The sequence below is a fragment of the Pseudoalteromonas sp. BMB genome (genome assembly GCF_001709235.1).
Taxonomy (GTDB): domain Bacteria; phylum Pseudomonadota; class Gammaproteobacteria; order Enterobacterales; family Alteromonadaceae; genus Pseudoalteromonas; species Pseudoalteromonas maricaloris.
On sequence record NZ_MBQA01000173.1, the window covers coordinates 31,856 to 39,357 of the forward strand.

Annotated in this window: 6 protein-coding genes; all 6 read left to right on the top strand. The window is 45.7% G+C overall.

Annotated features, from left to right (window positions below):
* The first annotated feature begins 5 nt into the window (after window positions 1-5).
* Window positions 6-1,295: a D-tagatose-bisphosphate aldolase, class II, non-catalytic subunit gene (locus tag BB427_RS15305; protein ID WP_039493389.1), complete on the top strand. Its 1,290-nt coding sequence runs from the start codon at window positions 6-8 to the stop codon at window positions 1,293-1,295.
* Complete coding sequence (locus BB427_RS15310) at window positions 1,292-2,410, top strand: SIS domain-containing protein (RefSeq protein WP_039493391.1); 1,119 nt, start codon at window positions 1,292-1,294, stop codon at window positions 2,408-2,410. Before BB427_RS15305 ends, BB427_RS15310 begins: the two co-directional genes overlap by 4 nt.
* Window positions 2,407-3,315: an ROK family protein gene (locus BB427_RS15315; RefSeq protein ID WP_039493393.1), complete on the top strand. Its 909-nt coding sequence runs from the start codon at window positions 2,407-2,409 to the stop codon at window positions 3,313-3,315. Before BB427_RS15310 ends, BB427_RS15315 begins: the two co-directional genes overlap by 4 nt.
* Window positions 3,308-4,459, top strand: a complete 1,152-nt coding sequence (gene nagA, locus BB427_RS15320; protein ID WP_069021693.1) for an N-acetylglucosamine-6-phosphate deacetylase — start codon at window positions 3,308-3,310, stop codon at window positions 4,457-4,459. The genes BB427_RS15315 and nagA overlap by 8 nt, the downstream gene beginning before the upstream one ends.
* Window positions 4,460-4,683: 224 nt before the next feature.
* Window positions 4,684-6,771, top strand: a complete 2,088-nt coding sequence (gene fusA, locus BB427_RS15325; RefSeq protein ID WP_010606886.1) for an elongation factor G — start codon at window positions 4,684-4,686, stop codon at window positions 6,769-6,771.
* A 244-nt stretch (window positions 6,772-7,015) separates the two neighbouring features.
* Entirely contained in the window at window positions 7,016-7,405 is a 390-nt protein-coding gene (locus BB427_RS15330; protein WP_069021695.1) for a hypothetical protein, read from the top strand.
* Window positions 7,406-7,502: the final 97 nt, after the last annotated feature.

The window sequence follows — 7,502 nt, forward strand, 5'->3', positions numbered from 1 at the left end:
ATCATATGCGGCGTTTTCAAGCCCTAATCGAAGCCAATAAATCAGGGAAAAACTCAGGCATTTATGCCATTTGCTCAGCTCACCCTTGGGTGCTGGAAGCGTCGATAAGATATGCCAAGCAGGAAAATACGCTGCTATTAATTGAGGCCACGGCCAATCAGGTTAACCAATTTGGTGGTTACACCGGGATGCGTCCCGCGGACTTTATTGCCAAAGTTGAAGAGATGGCCGACGAGCTTGGTTTTGATAAGCAGTTACTGATTTTTGGTGGTGATCACTTGGGACCAGTCTGTTGGACGAGTGAAAATAGCCAAGCCGCGATGGCCAAAGCGTGCGACTTAGTCGCTGAATACGTGAAGGCCGGTTTTAAGAAAGTTCACTTAGATGCCAGCATGCCCTGTGCTGACGATCCTGACGCGTTAAGCGATGATATTGTCGCTGAGCGCGCCGCCTTGTTGTGTCAAACAGCGGAAGCCGCCGCGATTGCGACGTTTGGCAGTAGTGATATTGTTTATGTGATTGGTACTGAAGTTCCCCCTCCAGGTGGCGCTGATGAACAGATTGACAGCCTGCAACCGACTAGCCAAGTTGCTGCGCAAGAAACCTTAGCTTGCCATCGTGAACTCTTTGCAAATAAAGGGTTAGCGGATGCTTGGCAACGCGTGGTTGCAATGGTGGTGCAGCCGGGTGTTGAGTTTGATAACACCCAAGTGTTTGACTACAAACCGAACGAAGCAAGTGCACTAAAAGACTTTATTCGTACCGTTGACCGTATCGCTTTCGAAGCGCATTCGACAGATTATCAAACCGCAGGTGCTTATCAGTCGTTGGTTGCTGACCATTTTGCCATTTTGAAAGTCGGGCCTGAATTGACCTTTGCGCTACGCGAAGGGTTATTCGCGCTTCACCATATTGAAAAGCAATTACTACCCTATGTTCATAGCCAGTTTATAGAGGTGGTGGATGAGGTCATGCTGGCAGAGCCTACGAGTTGGCAGCGTTTTTATCACGGCGAGTCACAGCAACTCCGGTTCTTGCGCCAATTTAGCTTTAGCGACCGTATTCGCTATTACTGGCATCAAGACGCGGTGCAAAAGGCGTTAGCAACTATGCTCGACAACCTAGCGCAGCAGACTTTATCACTGCCGCTTATCAGCCAATATTTTCCAGAGCTATATCAACAAGTACGCCGTGGTGAAATAGAAAGGGACGCCAAAGCGTTGGTGATTGCCAAAATTCAACGTGTTGTGGCTCGCTATTCAAATGCGTGTTTTGCCATGGAGAAAGCGTCATGAACACTTTGCTAGGACACGAAATTGCGCAATTAAAAACACGAAATGCCTATTGGACAGCAAAAGAGATCACCCAGCAGCCACAGATGTGGCAAGAGACCGCCCAATTAGTCGCGAGCATAAAGTCTAGGCTTTTGGTGGAGTTAGCTCCTTTTCTAGATGACCCTGATACTCAGGTTATTTTGACGGGGGCGGGTACATCCGCTTATATCGGTGACGCTATCGCCACTCATCTTAATACACACATGCGCCAAAGTGTGCGGGCAGTGAGCACAACTGACCTAGTTGCTGCACCAAGGCAATACTTAGCGACGGATAAACCGTGTTTATTGGTATCCTTTGCTCGCTCTGGTAATAGTCCAGAAAGTGTGGCGGCCGTAGAGTTGGTAACACAGTTGGTTAGCAACAGTCAGCACCTTTTTATCACCTGCAACCGTGATGGAAAATTGCACCAAGCAGCGCAGCAGGCAAGCAATGCAACAAGTATATTGCTACCGGAGCCTACGCTTGACCAAAGTTTTGCAATGACGAGTAGCTATTCGTCAATGATGGTTGCAGCACTTCAATTTTTTGCAGCGGATGACGGCTCCGTGGATAAGTTGATCAATGCAGCGCAAAGCATGTTAGCTGCAACAGAGCAGCAAAATATCCGTGCATTTGCACAACAACCATTTGAGCGTTTGGTGTATCTAGGCTCAGGTTGCTTACTGGGATTTGCAAAGGAAGCTGCGCTAAAAATGCTTGAGTTATCGGCAGGCCAAGTAATGAGCGTGAGCGAGTCACCGCTTGGCTTCCGTCATGGTCCAAAATCACTTATCAATAGCAAAACTGTCGTGGTATGTTTTATCTCAAGTGATGGTTATACCAGCTTGTACGATCAGGATTTAGTTGCTGAATTGCAGCGTGACGGTACAGCCATGACGGTGCATTCACTTTGCCCTAAAGTGCCACCACTAGAAGATGTGTGGCAAGGGTTACTGTATATGTTGTTTGCACAGCAGTTAAGTTTCTATAAAGCGCTGAACCTCGGTATTTCACCAGACAACCCTTGCCCGTCGGGGGAAGTGAATAGAGTCGTGCAAGGTGTAGTCATTCATCCATTTGGGAGTGAAGTATGATTTATGGAGTGGATGTTGGCGGGAGCAAAATTGAAATTGCGGTGTTCGATGAAAAACTGCAACGTATAGAGTCTTGGCGTGTGGCGACACCAAAGCACAGTTATGAGGCGTTTTTGGCGCAAATCGTCACTTTGGTGCAGCAAGCAGATGACAAATATGGTTGTAAAGGACAGGTTGGTATTGGTATGCCGGGGATAGTAAATGCGCAGCAGCGTGTGCTATCAGCAAATGTTCCTTGCGCCAATGGCAAAGAAGTTAAGGCTGATCTTGTTGCACAACTTGAACGGCCCATCGCGGTGGAAAATGACTGCCGTTGTTTTGCGTTATCAGAGGCCAGTCTTGGAGCCGGTAAGCAATATCAAAAGGTCTTTGGGGCAATAATAGGCACCGGTGCTGGAGGCGGATTTTGTATTGATGGCGCGTTGTATAAAAGTGCCCAGGGGATCGCCGGAGAATATGGCCACCATCCACTTTCTGCGGTGTTACAGCAAAAATATCACCTGCCTATTTTAGCGTGTGGCTGTGGACTACAAGGATGTTTAGAGCGCTATGTCGCAGGGCCAGGGCTTGCCGGTTTGTATCAACATTTCACTACGCGAACACTTACCTCAGAACAAGTTATCACGGCGATGCGGGCTGGAGAAAGTGAAGCTCGCCATGCTTTTAATTGTTATATGGATCTGTTGGGCTCGGCGTTTGCAAATTTAATCAAAGCATATGACCCAGAAGTTATCGTGCTTGGCGGTGGTATGTCGCTGATTGATGAACTTGTAGAGGCGCTCCCAAAAGCCATCGAGCCCCATGTATTTTCAGCGGTATCAGTGCCAGATATTGTTAGAGCCAAGCATGGTGATGCGAGTGGCGCATTGGGGGCGGCATTACTTGGGAGCAAAGTGCATGCTTGAGCAGCTTCGTTATATTCAGCCCCGTCGTATCTATACCCCTACCTGCGTCCTTGAAGCGCACGTTGCGGTAATACAAGGTGAGCGTTTTCACGCGATTATTCCAGCGACGGAAGCGCCTGATAATACCGAATGTTATTCTAATTTAGATATGTGGCCTGGGTTAATTGATTTGCATATTCATGGCCGCGAGGGCTGTGATGTTATTGATGGCAAACTCTCCAGTATAAAAACCATTAGCACCTCGTTGCTCAAACATGGCGTCACTGGTTTTTTGGCTACCACGGTGACGACTACATGGCCACAAACTATTGCCGCGATGAAAGTTATTGGAGCTGCCTATCAGCAAAAGATGCCGGGCGCTCAGGTGCTGGGCGGATACAGTGAGGGCTTGTTTTTTAGTGAAAAACACAAAGGTGCCCATAACGAAGCTTTCTTTAAGCCGTTAGACGAAGCCTTAATTGATGAAATGATTAGCGCGGCTGATGGTGCGCTTAAAGCGGTAGCACTCGCGCCCGAAAAGGCTAATGGCGTTAAGATGACACAGTACCTAAGTAAACATGGGGTGCGAGTGATGTTAGGTCATTGTGATGCGGATTTTGCGCAAACCAATGCCGCCCTAGCACATGGTGCCTGCGGCGGGGTGCACGTGTTTAACGGCATGCGCGGCATTCATCACCGTGAGCCGGGCTGTGCTGGTGCGTTGTTACTTGATAGCCAAGCCTTGGTTGAAGTGATTGCCGATGGTATTCATTTACACCCTGCGATTTTACAGTTGATCTACCGCCTAAAAGGTCAGCATAAGGTGGCCTTGATCAGTGATTGTATTAATGCTGGTGGCCTTAAAGATGGTGAATATCAATTGGGTGAAATGCCAATTGTGGTTAAGGGTGGCGTGGCGAAAACTCATAGCGGCAGTTTGGCCGGCAGTACACTAACACTTGAAAAAGCAGTGAAGAATTTAGCAGAATTGGCCAACATTCCGCTTCTAGAGGCCATTAATATGGCAAGTTTAGTACCCGCAACTTATTTAAATATGGACAATGAACTTGGTAGCATTGAAGTGGGTAAAATAGCACATTTTTCTTTGCTAGATGATGCCTTCCAAGTCCAGCATGCTAACTTGTTTGGAAAGCAGATATTTTAAACCAAAACCCAAGCTCACCGCCCTGAAATTGACAAAATACAACGGAATTTTCTTAAATACAGCGGCCTAGCAGTAAGCGATACGGTAAAAATGGGTCACAAAGTTTCGCATTAGAAACTTTTTCGCGAATTGATTGCATTTTAGACGACTTCAAGGATGATGTTCGCTACAAGAGGTGATATACTCCCGCCGAATAATTTTTCTACTTTAAATAGAGTAAAACAATGGCAGATTTATCGAAATACAGAAACATTGGTATTTTCGCGCACGTTGATGCGGGTAAAACTACCACCACTGAGCGTATTCTAAAGCTTACTGGTAAAATCCACAAAACTGGTGAAGTACACGACGGTGAGTCTACTACTGACTTCATGGAGCAGGAAGCTGAGCGTGGTATTACAATCCAATCAGCGGCGGTAACTTGTGAGTGGAAAGGCCACCGTTTAAACGTTATCGATACTCCTGGACACGTTGACTTCACAGTAGAAGTATACCGTTCACTTAAAGTACTTGACGGTGGTATCGGTGTATTCTGTGGTTCTGGTGGTGTTGAGCCACAATCAGAAACTAACTGGCGTTATGCGAACGAATCAGAAGTTGCACGTGTAATCTTCGTAAACAAACTAGACCGTATGGGTGCAGACTTCTACCGCGTAGTTGGTCAGGTTGAGAAAGTACTTGGTGCTAACCCACTAGTTATGACTCTACCAATCGGTATCGAAGACCAGTTCTGTGGTGTTGTAGACGTACTTGAGAAGAAAGCATACGTTTGGGATGACACAGGTCTTCCTGAAAACTACGAAATTACTGACGTTCCAGCTGACATGGTAGACAAAGTTGAAGAATACCATGAGATGCTAGTTGAGTCTGCTGTTGAGCAAGACGACGACCTAATGGAAGCGTACATGGAAGGTGAAGTACCTTCTATCGAGCAAATCAAAGCGTGTATCCGTAAAGGTACTCGTGATCTAGCGTTCTTCCCAACTTTCTGTGGTTCAGCGTTCAAAAACAAAGGTATGCAACTTGTACTAGACGCTGTTGTAGATTACCTACCAGCTCCTACAGAAGTTGATCCTCAGCCGCTAACTGATCCAGAAACAGGTGAGCCTACTGGTGAAGTAGCAACTGTTGACGCTGATGCACCACTTAAAGCGCTTGCGTTCAAAATCATGGACGACCGTTTCGGTGCACTTACGTTCATCCGTATCTACGCAGGTCGCATGAAGAAAGGTGACACTATCCTTAACTCTGCAACTGGTAAAACAGAGCGTATCGGCCGTATGGTTGAGATGCAAGCGGACGAGCGTACTGAACTTACTGAAGCACAAGCGGGTGACATCATCGCTGTTGTTGGTATGAAGAACGTTCAAACAGGTCACACACTATGTGATCCTAAGCACGAGTGTACACTTGAAGCGATGATCTTCCCTGATCCAGTAATCTCAATCGCTGTTGCACCTAAAGATAAAGGTGGTAACGAGAAGATGGGTATCGCGATCGGTAAGATGGTTGCAGAAGATCCTTCATTCCAAGTTGAGACTGATGAAGATTCAGGTGAAACTATCCTTAAGGGTATGGGTGAGCTTCACCTAGACATTAAGGTAGACATCCTTAAGCGTACATACGGTGTAGACCTAATCGTTGGTCAGCCTCAGGTTGCTTACCGTGAAACTATCACTAAAGAAGTTGAAGATAGCTACACGCACAAGAAACAGTCTGGTGGTTCTGGTCAGTTCGGTAAGATTGACTACCGTATCAAGCCTGGCGAAGTTGGTTCTGGCTTTACGTTCAAGTCTTCAGTTGTTGGTGGTAACGTTCCTAAGGAATTCTGGCCAGCAGTTGAGAAAGGCTTCAAGTCAATGATGGACGAAGGTGTACTAGCGGGCTTCCCAGTACTAGACGTTGAAGTTGAGCTATTCGACGGTGGTTTCCACGCAGTTGACTCATCAGCAATCGCGTTCGAAATCGCTGCTAAAGGCGCATTCCGTCAGTCTATCCCTAAAGCGGGTGCACAACTTCTTGAGCCAATCATGAAAGTTGACGTGTTCACGCCAGAAGACAACGTAGGTGACGTAATTGGTGACCTTAACCGTCGTCGCGGTATGATCAAAGACCAAGAAGCTGGCGCAATGGGCGTTCGTATCAAGGGTGAAGTACCACTATCTGAAATGTTCGGATACATCGGTCACCTACGTACTATCACGTCTGGTCGTGGTCAGTTCTCAATGGAATTCTCACACTATGCACCATGTCCAGCAAACGTTGCTGATGCGGTAATCGCAGCTGAGAAAGAGAAAAAAGCAGCTAAGTAATTAATTACTTATTTTGCATAAAAAGGTCGCCTTTGGCGGCCTTTTTTGTTTTTAAATTCAATTATTTACAGGTTTAATGCTCTGTCTAAAAGTCGTCACGATTATTTCATGTTTTATTAATTTTAAAGTTCTTGCTTTAGGAACAATGGCACTTTATCATTAGCTTTTCTTCAATAAATTGGGTCACGTTATTACGTCGTGGGCTCAAATTTGATTGTGGTTGGGTAAATAAAGGAGATACTCAATGAGAACTTTAGAACTGGAAATAAACTGGCATTTCTATGTACTGGCACTGTCCCTTATCTGGCTGGGTAATGCGCTGTTTTCTATCTTAGATATTCCCTCATCATTATTGCAAATAGTTACACTTACCTTACTATTTTTTACCCTATCATTATTGGTACTGTCATTAACCGGAAAGCGTTTTCTTCATATAGATAAAGCGGGAGTCAGCTATAACTTTTTTGGTAAGACTAAATACATTCACGCAGAGCACATCAAAACTATTAAATTATGCTCTTTTGGTATCTTGAGCATTCCAGAAGTGCACTTAGATGATGGCCACATGATACGATTTTTTAGCTGGAAAATGAATCATGATGAGCTACACAAAGCTATCAGTCTATTGAAGTGAAAATTTGGGCTGATAATACCAATCCGTATTAATACTTTTATAAGTTCAGGGCTGAAGTTAGTTAGGCCAAAAATTGCCTATTTAACCTGAGCTGCGC